The sequence below is a fragment of the Streptomyces sp. NPDC037013 genome (genome assembly GCF_055607265.1).
The window spans coordinates 1,055,452-1,070,643 of the sequence record NZ_JBVJRV010000002.1; the positions used below are offsets into that span (position 1 = coordinate 1,055,452).

Annotated in this window: 13 protein-coding genes; 10 read left to right on the plus strand and 3 right to left on the minus strand. The window is 71.9% G+C overall.

The genetic code is table 11. The features are described 5' to 3' along the window. Window positions 1–15: 15 nt before the first annotated feature. The 4 genes from ACZ7DY_RS09805 (at window position 16) to glxA (ending at window position 5,359) form a co-directional block, all read left to right on the plus strand. Window positions 16–672 carry a DUF4166 domain-containing protein gene (locus ACZ7DY_RS09805; RefSeq protein ID WP_471132450.1) on the plus strand — a complete coding sequence of 219 codons (657 nt, stop codon included), beginning with the start codon at window positions 16–18 and terminating at the stop codon, window positions 670–672. Further along, a complete protein-coding gene (locus ACZ7DY_RS09810; RefSeq protein ID WP_471132254.1) occupies window positions 669–1,340 on the plus strand; it encodes a TetR/AcrR family transcriptional regulator in 672 nt (223 codons plus the stop codon). Before ACZ7DY_RS09805 ends, ACZ7DY_RS09810 begins: the two co-directional genes overlap by 4 nt. 206 nt (window positions 1,341–1,546) lie before the next feature. After that, a complete protein-coding gene (locus ACZ7DY_RS09815) occupies window positions 1,547–3,388 on the plus strand; it encodes a glycosyltransferase family 2 protein (RefSeq protein WP_471132256.1) in 1,842 nt (613 codons plus the stop codon). Window positions 3,389–3,391: 3 nt separating this feature from the next. Continuing rightward, window positions 3,392–5,359: a radical copper oxidase GlxA gene (gene glxA / locus ACZ7DY_RS09820; protein ID WP_471132259.1), complete on the plus strand. Its 1,968-nt coding sequence runs from the start codon at window positions 3,392–3,394 to the stop codon at window positions 5,357–5,359. A 40-nt stretch (window positions 5,360–5,399) separates the two neighbouring features. Here glxA and ACZ7DY_RS09825 read toward each other — a convergent pair whose 3' ends face one another. After that, on the minus strand, window positions 5,400–6,419 hold the full coding sequence (locus ACZ7DY_RS09825; RefSeq protein ID WP_471132262.1) for a glycoside hydrolase family 6 protein: 1,020 nt from the start codon (window positions 6,417–6,419) through the stop codon (window positions 5,400–5,402). Between the two features lie 196 nt (window positions 6,420–6,615). On the opposite strand from ACZ7DY_RS09825, the gene ACZ7DY_RS09830 reads away from it, so the two are divergent. The 4 genes from ACZ7DY_RS09830 to ACZ7DY_RS09845 all read left to right on the plus strand — a co-directional run bounded on the left by ACZ7DY_RS09830 (window position 6,616) and on the right by ACZ7DY_RS09845 (window position 10,689). Continuing rightward, the gene (locus ACZ7DY_RS09830) at window positions 6,616–7,125 is read left to right on the plus strand and encodes a MarR family winged helix-turn-helix transcriptional regulator (RefSeq protein ID WP_404754337.1); all 510 of its coding nucleotides are present in this window, start codon (window positions 6,616–6,618) and stop codon (window positions 7,123–7,125) included. 48 nt (window positions 7,126–7,173) lie between these two features. After that, window positions 7,174–7,506, plus strand: coding sequence for a DUF3817 domain-containing protein (locus ACZ7DY_RS09835; protein WP_471132265.1), 333 nt, complete (start codon window positions 7,174–7,176; stop codon window positions 7,504–7,506). 74 nt (window positions 7,507–7,580) lie between these two features. After that, entirely contained in the window at window positions 7,581–9,281 is a 1,701-nt protein-coding gene (locus tag ACZ7DY_RS09840; RefSeq protein WP_471132268.1) for an acyl-CoA mutase large subunit family protein, read from the plus strand. Between the two features lie 316 nt (window positions 9,282–9,597). Beyond that, window positions 9,598–10,689 carry an alpha/beta fold hydrolase gene (locus ACZ7DY_RS09845; protein ID WP_471132270.1) on the plus strand — a complete coding sequence of 364 codons (1,092 nt, stop codon included), beginning with the start codon at window positions 9,598–9,600 and terminating at the stop codon, window positions 10,687–10,689. 24 nt (window positions 10,690–10,713) lie between these two features. On the opposite strand, the gene ACZ7DY_RS09850 is transcribed toward ACZ7DY_RS09845, so the two are convergent. Beyond that, complete coding sequence (locus ACZ7DY_RS09850; RefSeq protein ID WP_471132272.1) at window positions 10,714–12,111, minus strand: sensor histidine kinase; 1,398 nt, start codon at window positions 12,109–12,111, stop codon at window positions 10,714–10,716. Further along, window positions 12,108–12,851, minus strand: coding sequence for a response regulator transcription factor (locus tag ACZ7DY_RS09855; protein ID WP_471132275.1), 744 nt, complete (start codon window positions 12,849–12,851; stop codon window positions 12,108–12,110). Before ACZ7DY_RS09855 ends, ACZ7DY_RS09850 begins: the two co-directional genes overlap by 4 nt. Window positions 12,852–12,915: 64 nt before the next feature. Between ACZ7DY_RS09855 and ACZ7DY_RS09860 the strand changes: the two genes are divergently transcribed. Next, the gene (locus ACZ7DY_RS09860; RefSeq protein WP_471132277.1) at window positions 12,916–14,097 is read left to right on the plus strand and encodes a UDP-N-acetylglucosamine--N-acetylmuramyl-(pentapeptide) pyrophosphoryl-undecaprenol N-acetylglucosamine transferase; all 1,182 of its coding nucleotides are present in this window, start codon (window positions 12,916–12,918) and stop codon (window positions 14,095–14,097) included. After that, window positions 14,094–15,098 (plus strand): SDR family NAD(P)-dependent oxidoreductase, encoded by a 1,005-nt coding sequence (locus tag ACZ7DY_RS09865; protein WP_471132280.1) that lies wholly within the window; start codon window positions 14,094–14,096, stop codon window positions 15,096–15,098. The genes ACZ7DY_RS09860 and ACZ7DY_RS09865 overlap by 4 nt, the downstream gene beginning before the upstream one ends. Window positions 15,099–15,192: the final 94 nt, after the last annotated feature.

Consider the following 15,192-nt stretch of genomic DNA (forward strand, 5'->3'; position numbering starts at 1 on the left):
ATCTTCCGCACCGTGATGGGCGCCGACTTCGACCGGCTGCACCCGCAGCTCCAGCGCCGCTTCTCCGTAGGCCTCGCGAGCGGCGAGGCCTGCACGGGCCGGGGCGTGATGGACCGCATCTGGCACGGCCGGGGCTTAGTGAAGCCCTTCCTCGCGCTCGGCGGCACCCGCAACATCCTCGTCCCGCGCGAGGGCAGGAACGTCCCCTTCGTCATCGAGAACGTGCCGTACACCGACACCTACGGCCGTGAGACGGTGACCTTCGTGCGCACCTTCGACCTGCCCGGCGGCCCCCGCCGCTTCGACGCCCAGATGGTCCTCGGCCCCAAGGGCGACCGCGTGCTCGACTACCTCGGCACCCACCAGCACCTCGCCAGCGACCTCCACTTCCGTGCCGGGCCGGACGGCTCCCTCCTGATCCGCTCCGGGGAGCACCGCTTCCGGGAGGGCCCGGTGGACTGCCGCGTCCCCGGCCTGATCGGGGGCGACGCCGAGGTGCGGGAGTCCTACGACGACGCGGCGGGCCGCTTCCGCATCCGGGTGCGGGTCACCAACCGCCGCTTCGGCCCGCTCTTCGGGTACGAGGGCTCCTTCACGGCGACGTACACCGACGTCCGCACCTGCGGGGTCCGCCCCGGGCTGCGCCCCGTCCGCGAGGAGGCCCGCGCATGAGCGCCGCCAAGGAGCAGGCCAAGGGCAAGGACCCGGACAAGAGCCGGGAGACGCGCGCCAAGCTCCTCGACGGCGCGCTGCGCACGCTCACCGAGCAGGGCATCGCCAAGACGTCGGCGCGGAGCATCGCGGCGGCGGCCGGGGTCAACCAGGCGCTGGTCTTCTACCACTTCGGATCCGTCGACGAGCTCCTCGCGGCGGCGTGCCGGCACGGCACGGAGCAGCGGGTCGCCCTCTACCGGGAGCGCCTCGCCACGATCGACTCCCTCGCCGGGCTGCTCGCCTTCGGCCGCGAGATGCACGAGGAGGAGCGCGCGGCGGGCCACGTGGCGGTCCTCGGCCAGCTCCTCGCCGGCGCCCAGACGCAGCCGCGGCTCGCGGCGGCGACGGCGGCGGGACTCGCCCTGTGGATCGAGGAGATCGAGAAGGTCCTGACCCGCGTCCTGTCCGCGTCACCGCTGGGCGAGTTCGTCGACCCGGTCGGGCTCGCCCGCGCGGTCGGGGCGTCGTTCGTGGGCATGGAGCTGTACGAGGGGGTCGACCCCGAGGGCACGGAGCGCGCCCTGAACTCCCTGGAGGAGCTGTCCGTCCTGGTGACGGCGGTGGAGGAGCTCGGTCCGCTGGCGCAGCGGGCGGTACGGCACCGGCTGCGGAAGGCGCGGGGCTGACGGAGGCGGCCCGTGCGCCCCGCGCCGCGGGGCCGGAGCGGGAGCACCTCACAGACCACCCCCCTCCGCAACCCCGCCAAAACCCCCCAACCTAAAACCCCTCGCACGGGGGAACCCCGTTCGACACGCCGGGGAAACTCCACTTTTGTGTGGGTATCGGCATATCGCTTGTTCGATACCGGATCACCCAGAACCTGGAGGGCGCTGTGCGGCAGCCGGAGGGCTACGACTACGAGACCCACAGCACGCTCGCCGGACCGCTCACGGAGCCGGACGGCGACGACGACGCGACAGGCGGGAGGGACGGCAGGAGACGGAAGAGCGGCGCCACGGACGGCGGACCCGGCGGATACCGGGTCCAGTACCGCTCACTGCTCTCCGGCGAACCCCACCGAATACGCGCCGTCCTCCTGATGTCCCTCGCGCCGGTCCTCACCGGCATCCTGCTGGTCTACCTCGTCTGGCCCACCCACTGGACCGAACGGGAGGGCGGCGACCGCTGGCTGATCGGCCTCGACATCACGATGCTCGTGGCGATCGGCCTGATCGAGCTCTTCATGCTCGTCAACGTCGTCTCCATCGCCCACGCCACCATGGTGGCGAGGGACCCGATACCCGTCGTCCCCGAGCCCGGCACCCGCGTCGCCTTCCTCACCACGTACGTGCCCGGCAAGGAGCCCCTGTCGATGGTGCGGGCCACCCTGGAGGGCGCCGTCCGGATCCACCACACCGGCCCCCTCGACGTATGGCTCCTGGACGAGGGCAACACCCCCGAGGCCAAGGCCCTCTGCGAGGAGCTGGGCGTGCACCACTTCACGCGCTTCGGCATCGCGGAGTGGAACCGCGAGAAGGGCCCCCACAAGACCCGCACCAAGCACGGCAATTACAACGCCTGGCTGGCGATGTACCACACGCAGTACGACTTCTTCGCCTCCGTCGACACGGACCACGTCCCGCTCCCCAACTTCCTGGAGCGGATGATGGGATACTTCCGTGACCCGGACGTCGCGTTCGTCGTCGGGCCGCAGGTCTACGGGAACTACACCACGCCCGTCACCAAGGCGGCCGAGTCCCAGCAGTTCCTCTTCCACGCGCTGATCCAGCGCGCCGGCAACCGCTACCGCGCCCCCATGTTCGTGGGCACGAACAACGTCGTGCGCATCAGCGCGCTCACCCAGATCGGCGGTCTGCACGACTCGATCACCGAGGACATGGCGACCGGGTTCGAGCTGCACCGCCACCGCAACCCCGCCACCAAGCGGCACTGGCGCTCCGTCTACACCCCGGACGTGCTGGCCGTCGGCGAGGGCCCGGCCTCCTGGACGGACTTCTTCACCCAGCAGATGCGCTGGTCGCGCGGCACCTACGAGACGCTGTTCAAGCAGTACTGGAAGGCGCCGTTCACGATGCCGCCCGGCCGCCTCTTCTCGTACTCGCTGATGCTCGTGTACTACCCCATGACGGCCGTCAACTGGCTGCTCGGCATCCTCAGTTGCGTGCTGTTCCTGTGGTTCGGGGCCAGCGGCACCCAGGTCGCGGCCTCCGTCTGGCTGATGCTCTACAGCGACGCGGCCGCCCTGCAGATCGGGCTCTACCTCTGGAACCGCCGGCACAATGTGTCCCCCCACGAGCCGGAGGGATCCGGCGGCCTCGCCGGCATGGCGATGTCGGCGCTCTCCGCACCCATCTACGCCAAGTCGCTCGGCGCGGCCCTGCTGCGCCGCCCCAGCCGCTTCGTGGTCACCCCCAAGGGCGGCGACGCGAGCCCCGACCGGCTGCTCACCTTCCGCATCCACCTCTTCTGGGCGGCGGTGCTCACCAGTTCGCTGGTCGCCTCCTTCGTGCTCGGCCACACGCACGTGGCGATGCGCACCTGGGCGGTCCTCGCGATGGCCATCTCGCTGGCGCCGGTCTCGATCTGGGCGTTCTCCCTCGCCAAGGAGCGCAGGGAGGCCCGGCAGCGGCGGCCCGCGCCCCTGCTCGGCGAGGAAGCGGAGGGCGAGCCGGAGCCGGCGTTCGCCACCGGCACGACGACTGGAGGGAACTGACCCATGGCCTACCGCCCCTCGAAGCGCACCAAGAAGACGTTCCTCGGAGTCGGCGCGGGCGCGCTCCTCGTGGGACTCAACGCGCCCGCGGCGCTCTCCTTCGCCGAGGAGCAGTACTACGAGTACAAGATCTCCCGGCCCGGCTACAAGGCGAAATACGGCTCGTGGAAGCAGGTGAACATCCCCGAGGAGTTCCGGACCAACGCCATCCACGCGGCGCTGCTGCACACCGGCAAGGTCCTGATCGTCGCCGGCTCCGGGAACGAGCAGAAGAAATTCGACGCGGGATCGTTCGACACCATCCTCTGGGACCCGAAGAGCGACACCTTCAAGAAGATCGCCACCCCGGAGGACTTCTTCTGCTCCGGCCACGCCCAACTCCCCGACGGGCGCCTGCTGGTGGCGGGCGGCACCGCGCGCTACGAGCTGCTCGACGGTGAGGTGGAGCGGGCGGGCGGCGGGATGCGGGTGAAGAACGAGAACCCGGACAAGGCCGTCGTCCTGAAGAAGGGCACCAAGTTCCGCTCGCCCTCCGGGATCGAGTACGTCAGCAAGTTCGACGTCAAAGTGCCCAAGGCCAAACGGGACTTCGAGATCACGTACTCCAAGTCCGGGGTGATGCAGCCCTGGAAGACCAAGGTCAAGGCGAGCGAGGCGCGCGTCTTCGTGGAGGCGGTCGACGAGGGCGAGCAGTCGGTCACCGAGAAATCGGCGCAGTACGAGATCGAGGGGCTGACCGGGGAGGAGGCCGACAACACCTACGGCATCGCCGAGAAGATCGACATGGAGAAGCAGGACTTCCAGGGGATCAAGGCGGCGTACGAGTTCGACCCGAAGGCCGAGAAGTACCTCCCCGTCGAGCCGATGAAGAAGGCCCGCTGGTACCCCACCCTGGTCGGCCTGAAGGACGGCAAGGTCCTCGCGGTCTCCGGCCTCGACGACGTGGGCGTCATCGATCCGGGCGACAACGAGATCTACGACCCGAAGACGAAGAAGTGGTCGGACGGGCCCAAGCGGTACTTCCCCACCTACCCGGCGCTCTTCCTCACCAAGGGCGGCAAGCTCTTCTACCCGGCGTCGAACGCGGGGTACGGCCCGGCCGAGAAGGGCCGCGAGCCGGGCCTGTGGGACCTGGCGACCAACACCTTCCAGAAGGTCCCCGGCCTGGAGGACCTCGACCAGACCGAGACGTCGGCGTCGGTGCTGCTGCCGCCCGCCCAGGACCAGAAGGTGATGGTCATGGGCGGCGGGGGAGTGGGCGAGTCGGAGAAGTCCACGCGCCGCACAGCTGTGATCGACCTCAAGGAGGAGAACCCGTCCTTCAAGACCGGGCCCGACCTCCCGCAGGGCACGCGGTACCTGAACAGCGTGCTGATGCCGGACGACTCGGTCTTCACGTCCAACGGATCGAAGGACTACCGGGGCCGCAGCGCGAGCAACATCCTCAAGGCGCAGTTCTACGACCCGAAGACCAACTCCTTCCGAGACGCCGCATCACCCAAGGTGGGCCGCAACTACCACTCCGAGGCGCTGCTGCTGCCCGACGGCCGGGTCGCCACGTTCGGCTCCGACCCGCTCTACGACAACGAGCAGAACACCAAGCTCGGCCACTTCGAGCAGCGCATGGAGATCTTCACGCCGCCCGCGCTGCACAAGGCGGGCGCGACCCGCCCGGTGCTCGGCGAGGGCCCGGAGCAGCTGGCGGCGGACGGCCGCGCGACGTTCAGGACCGACCACCCCGAGACCATCGCCTCGGCCCGCCTGATGCGCCCGAGCGCGGTGACCCACACCACCGACGTCGAGCAGCGCTCGATCGCGCTGGGTCTCACCAAGGGCAAGGGCACGGTGACCGTGGACGTGCCGCAGGCCGACACGGCGCTGGTGCCGCCCGGCTGGTACATGCTGTTCGTGACGGACCAGGAGGGCACCTCGTCCGAGGCGAAGTGGATCCACGTCGGCGCCGCCGACTGACGGATCGGGCCGCCCGGCCGCCGGGCGGTCCGCTCCGGTCTCAGGCCCGCTTGGCGTTGCGGGCCAGGCCGAGTGCGTAGTCCGGCCACCACTGCCCGGCCGCCGGGCCGCCCCGGCACGGGCCGTCGGAGTCCCCGGGCCGCTTGATCCACAGGACGGCGTCGAGCAGCGGATCGCCCGTGCGGTCGGTCGGCGGGGTGCCGAGGCCGCGGCCCGGCGGGTTGCACCACGCGTCCTGGCGGTCGCCCGCCAGCGGGCCCCGGCCGTTGCGGCTGGTGTCCATCACGAAGTGCTTGCCGCCGACGCCGGCCGAGAGCGTACGGCCGTACGCCTTGGTCGGCCCGTCGCTCTGGAAGTTGGAGACGTTCAGCGAGAAGCCGTCGGCCTGCGCGATGCCCGCCTTCTGCAGCGGCTCGGCGAGCTTGTGGGCGTCGTTGATCCAGCCGGGGTTGCCCGCGTCCAGGTAGACCTTCACCTTCGGCTGCCGCTTCAGCCGCTGGATCGCCTCGGAGAGCAGCTGGTAGCGGTCCGCGTGGTACTCGGCCGGGGTGCAGCCGTCGACGATGTGCGGGATCGCGTCGGGCTCCAGGATCACCAGCGCGGGCGCCCGGCCGATCGCGCCGGCGAACGTGTCCACCCAGCTCCGGTACTGGTCGGTGCTGCCCGCGCCGCCCGCGGAGTGCTGGCCGCAGTCGCGGTGCGGGATGTTGTACGCGACGAGTACGGCGGTGCGCCCCTCCCGCTCCGCGCCCTTCGTCGCCTCCTCGATGTCCGGCGCCGGGTCGTCCCCGGCCGGCCACACGGCCACGGGCTGCTCGGAGATGCGCCGGAGCACCGCCGCGTCCCGGGTGCGGCCCTGCTGCTCCCACTGCTCGACCTGGCGTGCGGCGGCGCTGTCGGGGTCGACCCAGAAGGTGCCCGCGGACGGCCGGCCGGACTCGGCGCCGCGCACGGTGGCCGTCTCCTTCGCGCCGGATCCGGAGTCGGAGGAGCAGCCCGCAGAGAGTCCGAGAGCGGCGAGGGCCGCGAGAGTCGTGAACGTGCGGAGCAGCCGGTGCATCCAGCCCCCTTGGGCGATGGTGACAGTGACGGACAGTCGGCTCCGCAATCGTTACATGAAGGATGAATCGGGCCTTTGTGCCACACCGCCCCCGCCGCCGAGTCGGTGAGGGTCCGTGCGCGGCGGCCCTGGGAACATACGCCCGAATTGCGAGACGGGGCTGACCAGCATGTGACCGACCGGTAAGGTCGATGCCGTGCCGAAGCCGCTCAGCCTCCCCTTCGATCCCATCGCCCGCGCCGACGAGCTCTGGAAGCAGCGCTGGGGTTCGGTCCCGGCCATGGGCGCGATCACCTCGATCATGCGCGCGCACCAGATCCTGCTCGCCGAGGTCGACGCGGTCGTCAAGCCGTACGGACTGACCTTCGCGCGGTACGAGGCGCTCGTCCTGCTCACGTTCTCGCAGGCCGGCGAGTTGCCGATGTCGAAGATCGGCGAGCGGCTGATGGTGCACCCGACCTCGGTCACCAACACGGTGGACCGGCTCGTCAAGTCCGGCCTCGTCGACAAGCGCCCGAACCCCAACGACGGCCGCGGCACCCTCGCCTCCATCACGGAGAAGGGCCGCGAGGTCGTCGAGGCGGCCACCCGTGAGCTGATGGCGATGGACTTCGGGCTCGGGGTCTACGACGCGGAGGAGTGCGGGGAGATCTTCGCGATGCTGCGCCCCCTGCGGGTGGCGGCGCGGGACTTCGAGGAGAAGTAGGCCGGGGGCGCCGAAGATCGCGCCAAAAGGGCCGTTACTCTCGATTGCATGAAAAAGAGCGTGCTGACCCGCTACCGGGTGATGGCCTACGTCACCGCCGTCATGTTGCTCGTCCTGTGCACCTGCATGGTGTTCAAGTACGGCTTCGACAAGGGCGAGGACCTGACGCTCGTCGTCTCCCAGATCCACGGCGTGCTCTACATCATCTACCTGATCTTCGCCTTCGACCTGGGCTCCAAGGCGAAGTGGCCGTTCGGCAAGCTCCTGTGGGTGCTCGTCTCCGGCACCATCCCGACCGCCGCGTTCTTCGTCGAGCGCAAGGTCGTCCGCGAGGTCGAGCCGATGATCCAGAGCGGCTCCCCGGTCACCGCGAAGGCGTAACCCCTACCGCCACGGGCAAGCCCGTGGCGGTCGGCCATCGACTTTTACTAGGACGTCCTAGTAAATTCATGGGTATGGACGCTGACGCGATCGAGGAAGGCCGCCGACGCTGGCAGGCCCGTTACGACAAGGCCCGCAAGCGCGACGCGGACTTCACCACGCTCTCCGGAGATCAGGTCGACCCCGTCTACGGGCCCCGGCCCGGCGACACCTACGAGGGGTTCGAGCGGATCGGCTGGCCCGGGGAGTACCCCTTCACGCGCGGGCTCTACCCGACCGGCTACCGCGGCCGGACCTGGACCATCCGCCAGTTCGCGGGCTTCGGCAACGCCGAGCAGACGAACGAGCGCTACAAGATGATCCTGGCCAACGGCGGCGGCGGCCTCTCCGTAGCCTTCGACATGCCGACCCTCATGGGCCGCGACTCCGACGACCCGCGCTCCCTCGGCGAGGTCGGCCACTGCGGTGTCGCCATCGACTCCGCCGCCGACATGGAGGTCCTCTTCAAGGACATCCCCCTCGGCGACGTGACGACCTCCATGACGATCAGCGGGCCCGCCGTGCCCGTCTTCTGCATGTACCTCGTCGCCGCCGAACGCCAGGGCGTCGACCCGGGCGTCCTCAACGGCACGCTGCAGACCGACATCTTCAAGGAGTACATCGCGCAGAAGGAGTGGCTCTTCCAGCCCGAGCCGCACCTGCGCCTCATCGGCGACCTGATGGAGCACTGCGCCCGCGACATCCCCGCGTACAAGCCGCTCTCCGTCTCCGGCTACCACATCCGCGAGGCCGGGGCGACGGCCGCGCAGGAGCTCGCGTACACCCTCGCGGACGGCTTCGGCTACGTGGAGCTCGGCCTCTCGCGCGGCCTCGACGTCGACGTCTTCGCGCCCGGCCTCTCCTTCTTCTTCGACGCGCACGTCGACTTCTTCGAGGAGATCGCCAAGTTCCGCGCCGCCCGCCGCATCTGGGCCCGCTGGCTGCGCGACGAGTACGGCGCGCGGACCGACAAGGCGCAGTGGCTCCGCTTCCACACGCAGACGGCGGGTGTCTCGCTGACGGCTCAGCAGCCGTACAACAACGTCGTCCGTACGGCGGTCGAGGCGCTCGCGGCCGTGCTCGGCGGCACGAACTCCCTCCACACCAACGCTCTCGACGAGACCCTCGCGCTGCCGAGCGAGCAGGCCGCGGAGATCGCGCTCCGTACGCAGCAGGTCCTGATGGAGGAGACGGGGGTCGCCAACGTCGCCGACCCGCTCGGCGGCTCCTGGTACATCGAGCAGCTCACCGACCGCATCGAGGCCGACGCCGAGAAGATCTTCGAGCAGATCAAGGAGCGGGGCCGCCGGGCGCACCCGGACGGGCAGCACCCCATCGGGCCGATCACCTCGGGCATCCTGCGGGGCATCGAGGACGGCTGGTTCACCGGCGAGATCGCCGAGTCCGCCTTCCAGTACCAGCAGTCCCTGGAGAAGGGCGACAAGCGCGTCGTCGGCGTCAACTGCCACGAGGGTTCCGTCACCGGTGACCTGGAGATCCTGCGGGTCAGCCACGAGGTCGAACGCGAGCAGGTGCGGGACCTCGCGGGGCGCAAGGGGCGGCGTGACGACGCGCGGGTACGGAGCTGCCTCGACGCGATGCTGGCCGCCGCGCGGGACGGGTCCAACATGATCGCCCCCATGCTGGAGGCGGTACGGGCCGAGGCGACCCTCGGCGAGATCTGCGGGGTGCTCCGCGAGGAGTGGGGCGTCTACGTGGAGCCGCCGGGCTTCTGACCGTCGGCAGTACCCCGCGTCCCGTGAGGGGATCGTGTTCTGTCTGCGGGTGCGTGGGGGCTGGTCGCGCAGTTCCCCGCGCCCCCAAACCCCGCGTGCCCGGCGCCCAAGACTCGGGGGCCGCGCGATACGCCCCGGAGGGGCGTTCCAGGGGCGCGGGGAACTGCGCGAGCAACCCCCACCCACCCGCAGGCGAAGGCGGAACCTGCGGACCCGAACCCCGCCCCGGCGCAGGGCGAGAATTCACAGGTTTAAGGCCCAGGGGCCAGGGCAGGCGCCAGCCCGGTCAGCCACCCCCCCCGCCCCAGGAGCCCCCGTGACCTCGACCGGCCACGCCCGTACCGCCGCCATCGCCATCGGCGCAGCCACCGTCACCGTTCTCGGCGCGCTGCTCGTGGGCGGTTCCGGCGAGGTGAGCGCGAGCCCGCCGCCCGAGCCGAAGGTGCAGGACGCCTTCGACTCGCTCGGCCCCGAGGTGCACGCGGCGAAGCTCCCCGACGGGCGGACCGCGCACTACTCGGACACCGGCAACAAGGACGGCAAGCCCGTCCTGTTCATCGGCGGCACCGGCACCAGCGCCCGCGCCTCGCACATGACGGACTTCTTCCGCACCACCCGCGAGGACCTCGGCCTGCGCCTCATCTCCGTGGAACGCAACGGCTTCGGCGACACCGCGTTCGACGAGAAGCTGGGCAAGGCCGACTTCGCCGAGGACGCCCTCCACGTCCTCGACGAGCTCGGCGTCGACGACGTGTCCGTGATCGCGATATCCGGCGGCGGCCCGTACGCGGCCGAGCTCGCCGCCCGGGCCCCCGAGCGGATCTCGCAGCTCCACCTCGCCGCCGCCCTGCCCCCGTACGGCACGAAGCCCGCCTACTGCGGCCTCGGCGACGACGCGCTCACCGACGCGGTCAAGGACCAGATCAAGGACCCGCGCAAGTGGTGGGCCTTCCCCGACGACAGTCCCGTCAAGTCGATCCCGGGCTTCGCCGACACCGCGTACGAAGAGGGCGCGCGCACCTACAACCAGCGCGGACAGCAGGCCGACCCGGCACCCCAGGTCCACGAGCAGAAGCTGTACTGCGGCCGCCCCGGCCCCGACCTCTCCCGCCTGGACGCCCCCGTCTACCTCTACGGCGGCAAGAAGGACACCACCGTGCCGCCCGCCACGCTCAAGACGTGGCAGGACGCCCTGCCGGGCGAGGAGCGGGTGCGCACGTACGCGGACTCCGGGCACGACGTGCAGTACCGGCACTGGGACCAGATCCTCGTCGACCTGGCCGGGCACGGGGACCGCACCGTCGTCTGCAAGGGCGACAAGACCCGCGTCCTCGTCGCCCGCGAGGCCGACCGCCTCGTCGCCAAGGGCAAGGCCGGGCTGGGCAGCTGCGCCTGGGCGAAGAAGTAGCCGGGCCGCCCGGCCTGCCCCGCCCTACCCCGCGGGCAGCGTGAGGCGGAACTGCGCGCCCCCGCCGGGCGCCCGTTCCGCCGTCAGCTCCGCCCCGTGCGCGTGCGCGATCTGGCGGGCCATCGCGAGACCGAGCCCCGACCCCGGCAGCGCGCGGGCCTTCTCGGCGCGGTAGAAGCGGTCGAAGACGTACGGCAGGTCCTCCTCCGCGATACCGGGACCGTGGTCGCGCACGGTCAGCTCCGTGGCGGTCAGCGACACCTCGACCGGGGCGCCCGGCGGGCTGAACTTCGCCGCGTTGTCCAGCAGATTGGTGAGCAGCCGGGAGAGCCGCGCCGCCACCCCGGGCAGGCTCAGATCCACCGCGTCCGGCGCCACCCGCAGCGTGAAGGGGACGGCGGGCCAGTGGCCGCGCGCCGCGTCCACCGCGTGGGCGGCCAGCGCCGCCAGCCGCACCTCTTCCAGCAGCGGCCGCGGCTCCGCGTCCCTGGCCAGCTCGATCAAGTCGTTGACCAGACCGGTGACTTCGCGCAGCTGCCGGCCGAGCGCGCCGGACGCCCTCTCGCGCTGGGCGTCCGTCAACAGATCGGCTTTGGCGAGGAGTTCGGCGTTGGTGCGCAGCGCGGTGAGCGGGGTGCGCAGTTCGTGGGAGGCGTCGGCGACCAGCCTGCGGCGGGCCGCGACGGACTCCTCCAGCTCCGCGAGCATCGTGTTGAAGGTGGCGGCGAGCCGGGTGACCTCGTCCTCGTGGCCCTCGCGGCCCGGCGGCCCCGGCGGCAGCTCGATGCGGTGCCGGGCGTCGCGCGTGGCCGCGATGCGCTCGGCCGTGGCGGTGAGGCGCGTGATCGGCGCCAGACCGGTCCGCGAGACCCAGTAGCCGCCCAGCGCGGAGAGCAGTACGCCCGCGCCGCCCACCGCCGCGAGCAGCCCCGCCGCCTGCCGCACGCCCCGCTCCGCGATGTCCGCGCGCAGCGCGACCTGCACGGCCTCGCCCTTGCCGAAGGTGGTCGTGTACATCCGGCCGGGCCTGCCGCCCGGCAGCGTGAAGTTCGAGTAGTACGGCGCCCGCCTCCCGTCCGCGACCGCCCGCGTCGGCCCCGAAACCGGCAGCAGATAAGGCTTCGACGGGTCGTCCGCCGCGTCGGCGGGGACCACCTGGGAGCAGGCCGGCGCGCCCAGGAAGCGGCACTCGCCCGTGTACACCCCCGGGCCCTCGCCGCGGTGCTGCTGGGCGATGAGCGTCGCCGACTGGGCCAGGTTCTGGTCGAGCTGCTGGTACAGCTTGAAGCGGATCACGACGAAGGCGGCCGCGCACACGCCGATCGCCACCACCGCCACGGCCGCCGCCGCCATCACCGCGAGCCGGGTCCGCAGCGGCCTGCGGCGCCGCCAGCGCGCGCCGAGCCTGCGCCGCGCGCTCACGGGGAGCCCAGCCGGTAGCCCACGCCGTGCACCGTGTGGACCAGGCGCGATTCGCCGCCCGACTCCAGCTTCCGGCGCAGATAACCCACGTACACGGCCAGGGAGTTGGAGTCAGGGCCGAAGTCCCGGCCCCACACCGCCTGCTGGATCAGCTCACGCGGCAGGACCTGGCCCGCGTTACGCAGCAGCAGTTCGAGCAGGGCCGCCTCCGTGCGGCTGAACTCGACCCGGCGCCCGCCGCGACGGCCGGTGCGCGTCGCCGGATCCAGGACGAGATCGCCGTACGCCAGCTCGTCGCCGTCGTCCGCGGCCTGCTCCGGAGTCGCCCGCCGCAGCAGGGCCCGCACCCGGGCCACCAGCTCGTCCAGAGCGAAGGGCTTGACCAGGTAGTCGTCGGCGCCCGCGTCCAGACCGTCGACGCGCTCGCTCACCGAGTCCAGGGCGGTCAGCACGAGCACCGGCGTGCGGTCGCCCACCGCGCGCAGCCTGCGGCAGACCGCCAGGCCGTCCATGACCGGCATCAGCACGTCGAGGACGACCAGATCCGGCTGCCAGCGGGCGATGGCCGTCAGCGCCCGGTGGCCGTCGGCCGCGCCCCGCACGTGGTGGCCCTCCACCGTCAGGGCGTCCTCGACGGCGGCGCGCACCTCCGGGTCGTCGTCGACGACGAGGATCCGGTGCCGCGGCGCGTCGCCCGCGCCCGGCGGGCCCCCTTTGCTGGTCACGCTCGTGAAGCTCATGGACCAAAGGTGCCAAACACGGCTCTTAAAACACTCTTAGACCCCCGAGTGAAGCTCCATTGCCATGCGAACCACTCACTCCGACCGCGCCGCCGCCCCGGGCCGCGCCGGTCTCTCCGTCGTGATCGGCGCGGGCGGCACCGGTGGACACATCTATCCCGGGCTCGCCCTCGCCGACGCGCTGCGCCGGGCCGTGCCGGGCGCCGTGATCTCCTTCGTCGGCACCGAACGCGGCCTGGAGACCCGGCTCATACCGGACGCCGGGTACCGCCTGCACACCGTCGACATGATCCCCTTCGACCCGTCGCTCGGCGCCCGCCGCTTCATGCTGCCCGCCGCGCTGCTGAAGTCCGGCGCCCAGTGCCGGGCCATCCTGCGCGAGCAGGGCGCACAGGTCGCCGTCGGCATGGGCGGCTACCCCAGCGCCCCCGTCATCGTCGGCGCCCGCATGGCGGGGCTGCCCAGCCTCATCCACGAGTCCAACGCGGTACCCGGCCGCGCCAACCGGTTCGCGGCCCGGCTCACCCCGCACATCGCCGTCGCCTTCGACCGCAGCCGCGCCCACCTGCCGGGCGGCGAGCGCGCGCACACGACCGGGATGCCGATCTCCGCGCCGCTCGCCGCGCTCGACCGGGCCGCGCTGCGCGACGAGGCGCGGCGGGCGCTCGGCGTACCGGCCGGGGCCCGCCTGGTCCTCTTCAACGGCGGCAGCCTGGGCGCGGCCCGGCTCACGGAGGCGGCGACCGGCCTCGCGGCGCGCTGGCGGGGGCGCGGCGACGTCCACCTGCTGATCAAGACCGGTCCCGCCGCGCTGGCGGAGACCCGCGCCCGGCTCGCCGCCGACGGCGGGGACGCCGTCGCCCGCGCCGTCCCCTACCTCGACCGCATGGACCTCTCCTACGCCGCCGCCGACCTCGTCGTCTGCCGCGCCGGCTCGGCGACCGTCGCCGAACTGGCCGCCACCGGCGTCCCCGCTGTCCTCGTGCCCTACCCGCATGCCCCCGGCGACCACCAGACCCACAACGCCCGGGTCCTCTCCGACGCCGGCGCGGGCCTCCTGCTGCCCGACGCCGAGACCACCGCCGACCGCCTCGCCGGCCTGCTCGGCCCGCTGCTCGCCGACCCGGCGCGGCTCGCCGCGATGAGCGGCGCCGCGGACCCCGGGCCGCACGCCCGCGCCGCCGACCTGCTCGCCGAACAGGTCCTTCGACTCGCCCACGCAACACCTCACCTGGAGTACGCATGAACACCACCACGACCTTCAGCTGGCAGGACCGGACCGTTCTCGTCACCGGCGCCGAGGGGTTCATCGGCTCGACCCTCGTCGACCTGCTGCTCGCGGCGGGCGCGAAGGTCCGCGCCTTCGTGCACTACAAGCCGTACGCGGAGAAGGGGCACCTCGCACACCTCCTCGGCGACCCGCGGGTCGAGATGATCGCGGGGGACGTGCGGGACGCCGGGCGGGTGATGGACGCGGTCGACGGCTGCGACACGGTCTTCCACCTCGCGGCGCTCATCGGCATCCCGTACTCGTACGACTCTCCCGGCGCGTACGTGCAGACCAACGTCGTCGGCACCGAGAACGTCGCCGAGGCGTGCCGGCGGCACTCCGTGCGGCGGCTCGTCCACACCTCCACGAGCGAGGTGTACGGAACGGCGCTGACGGCACCGATCGCGGAGAGCCACCCTCTGCAGCCGCAGTCCCCGTACTCCGCGTCGAAGATCGGCGCCGACATGATGGCGCTGTCGCACTGGCACGCCTTCGAACTGCCGGTGACGGTGGTACGCCCCTTCAACACGTACGGTCCCCGGCAGTCCGCCCGTGCCGTCATCCCCACGATCCTCGCCCAACTGCACGCGGGCGCACGGGAGATCAAGCTGGGTTCGCTCACGCCCACGCGGGACTTCACCTACGTCACGGACACCGCGCGCGGCTTCATGGCGATGGCGGCCTGCGACCGGGCGCTCGGCCACGCGGTCAACCTCGGCGTGGGCCGGGAGATCTCCATCGGCGACCTCGCGCGGGCGCTGATCGCGGCGTCCGGGCGGGAGGCGGAGGTGGTCGTCGATCCGGCGCGACTGCGGCCCTCGGGCAGTGAGGTCGAGCGGCTGCTCTCGGACAACTCGCGGGCGCGGGAGTGGTCCGGCTGGGAGCCGGAGGTCTCCCTCACGGAGGGCCTCAAACTGACCTCCGCCTGGGTCGAGGCGAACCTGAGCCTCTTCGCACCGGGGCGGTACGCGGTCTGAGGGGGTGCTTTGGCGGCACCGTGGGTGGGGGAGGGGCTGGCTCGGTGGGCTTGTGCGGGCAGTGGTGGGCTTTCCGAGCCCGCCGCTGCGCGGC

Bases quoted from the DNA above. Each gene is read 5' to 3' on its own strand.
- ACZ7DY_RS09865 (WP_471132280.1), top strand. From the start codon at position 14,094: ATGAACACCACCACGACCTTCAGCTGGCAGGACCGGACCGTTCTCGTC.
- ACZ7DY_RS09805 (WP_471132450.1), top strand. From the start codon at position 16: ATGGGCGCCGACTTCGACCGGCTGCACCCGCAGCTCCAGCGCCGCTTC.
- glxA (WP_471132259.1), top strand. From the start codon at position 3,392: ATGGCCTACCGCCCCTCGAAGCGCACCAAGAAGACGTTCCTCGGAGTC.
- ACZ7DY_RS09810 (WP_471132254.1), top strand. From the start codon at position 669: ATGAGCGCCGCCAAGGAGCAGGCCAAGGGCAAGGACCCGGACAAGAGC.
- ACZ7DY_RS09855 (WP_471132275.1), bottom strand. From the start codon at position 12,851: ATGAGCTTCACGAGCGTGACCAGCAAAGGGGGCCCGCCGGGCGCGGGC.
- ACZ7DY_RS09840 (WP_471132268.1), top strand. From the start codon at position 7,581: ATGGACGCTGACGCGATCGAGGAAGGCCGCCGACGCTGGCAGGCCCGT.
- ACZ7DY_RS09835 (WP_471132265.1), top strand. From the start codon at position 7,174: ATGAAAAAGAGCGTGCTGACCCGCTACCGGGTGATGGCCTACGTCACC.
- ACZ7DY_RS09825 (WP_471132262.1), bottom strand. From the start codon at position 6,419: ATGCACCGGCTGCTCCGCACGTTCACGACTCTCGCGGCCCTCGCCGCT.
- ACZ7DY_RS09860 (WP_471132277.1), top strand. From the start codon at position 12,916: ATGCGAACCACTCACTCCGACCGCGCCGCCGCCCCGGGCCGCGCCGGT.